General features: G+C 45.3%; 1 protein-coding gene and 1 pseudogene. Both read left to right on the top strand.

Features of this window, described 5'->3' with window-relative positions; translation table 11 throughout:
* Positions 1 to 1266 (top strand): coproporphyrinogen-III oxidase family protein (locus tag ACFIL8_RS08225; RefSeq protein ID WP_375689386.1); only part of this gene is annotated, 1266 nt, incomplete at its 5' end.
* A 10-nt stretch (positions 1267 to 1276) separates the two neighbouring features.
* A pseudogene (locus ACFIL8_RS08220) lies at positions 1277 to 1707 on the top strand (MFS transporter); the annotation flags it as partial.

Genomic DNA, 1707 nt, shown 5'->3' with positions numbered 1-1707 from the left:
ATTTCTCTTTATTTGCATATTCCCTTTTGTGAAACCATCTGTTCCTTCTGTCCCTTTCAGAAAGGGGCCTACAAGCACGTTAAGCAAATCGAATCTTATATGTCAGCGCTTACCACAGAGATCAGAAACAAAGGAAATTTCATTCGCTCGCTTAGAGGGCCCATCCGCAGCATCTATATAGGGGGCGGCACACCGTCGCTTTTGTCTGCAGATAATATCCGCCACATCGGAAAAGTATTGCATGCCGAATTTGAGCTCTCTTCCTTAACTGAGCTTACACTGGAAAGCGAACCGAAGAGCGTCACACGTGATAAACTTTATGCTGCCCGTGAGATCGGCGTTAACCGGATCAGCTTCGGTATACAGAGTTTCATTGAGCGTTTCCGATCATTGTTTAACCTCACCTCAACACGTGAACAAATCAACAATACCGTAGCTTGGTCACAAGAGATAATTGGACATGTCGGTTTAGACCTACTATATGGCATGCACAGCCAGCAAGCCGAAGAACTATTATACGATTTGAAGCAAGCCAGCGAGCTTCACCCTGAAACCATCAACCTCTATGCAATTAACAATCTGGCTATCACGTCGCAACTGCATAAGTCTTACGCACAAAAAGGGCTAAAGCCATCCAGCCTACAGCATCGACAGATGCTTCGCTTATTTAGCGACATCGTTATGCGCAGCTGCGGCTATGCGCCGTGTAATGGGCATTCCTATATCAAAATTGCCAATAACACTCCTCTAACGCTCGCTAAAACGAGTTCAGCTAATTATTTCCGCTATCACAAATATTTGCATGGTTATCATGACGATTATGTGGTTGGCTTCGGGGCGTCAGCAATGTCGATTCTCGGCTCACTCGTCACACGAGCCAATCCCAGTCGAAGCGGATACATTACCGACATACAACTTAAAGGCAAATCCAAAGTATACTACAATTGGGTATCAGCAGAGCAACAAGCCTCCAAGGCTTTGTGTATGAGGCTACCTTATAACGGTTATGCCAAAAAAGAAAGAATTGACTGGACCGCACTCCCCTCTTTCGTTTACAATAACCTACAACAGCTCATAGGTGCAGGTCTCATCGCAGAAAGTGATAACGATCTCCAGCTGACTCAGCGTGGTTGGCAATGGTATTCCAACCTTATGTATTTTCTTCTACCTCAGGCAGATAGGAATATCTTGGACGGCTATGTCGCAAACATGCTGAATACAACCGCCGTACTTGATGGACCAGCGGAAACCTGTGTGGCATCTTAAGGAGAACAGAATGTTCACGCTTTTTGCCAACAAGAACATACGCTATTTTTGCCTAACCGTTAGTCTGCTCGCCTTACTCAGCGGTGCTTTGCGCACTGCCATCCCGCTATTAGCAAGACAATCTGGATATGGCGTAGTCGGAGTAAGTTGGGCGCAAGGTCTCTTCTCATTAGCGTGGCCAATTTTCGGCATCCTTGCAGGCGTTTTACTTGATCGCTGCGACAAAATAAAACTTGCCACCACAGCTCTCTTCATCTTCATGCTACTGCATATTGTCCTGTTCATACTACTTATGATACAGATTACTCCAGCCGAACAAATTTTCTTCTATGCAACCATTGCTGGATTCATCGTCGTTTCTGCCGAAGCTTATATAATGACGATTCCACCACTTATCATGGAGGGAGAGCGATTGATGACCTTCTACTCTATTGTCTTGTT

The organism is Bartonella sp. AP57NXGY (genome assembly GCF_042195805.1).
In the GTDB taxonomy this organism is placed as follows: domain Bacteria; phylum Pseudomonadota; class Alphaproteobacteria; order Rhizobiales; family Rhizobiaceae; genus Bartonella.
This window is presented reverse-complemented; position numbering and strand designations above follow the sequence as displayed.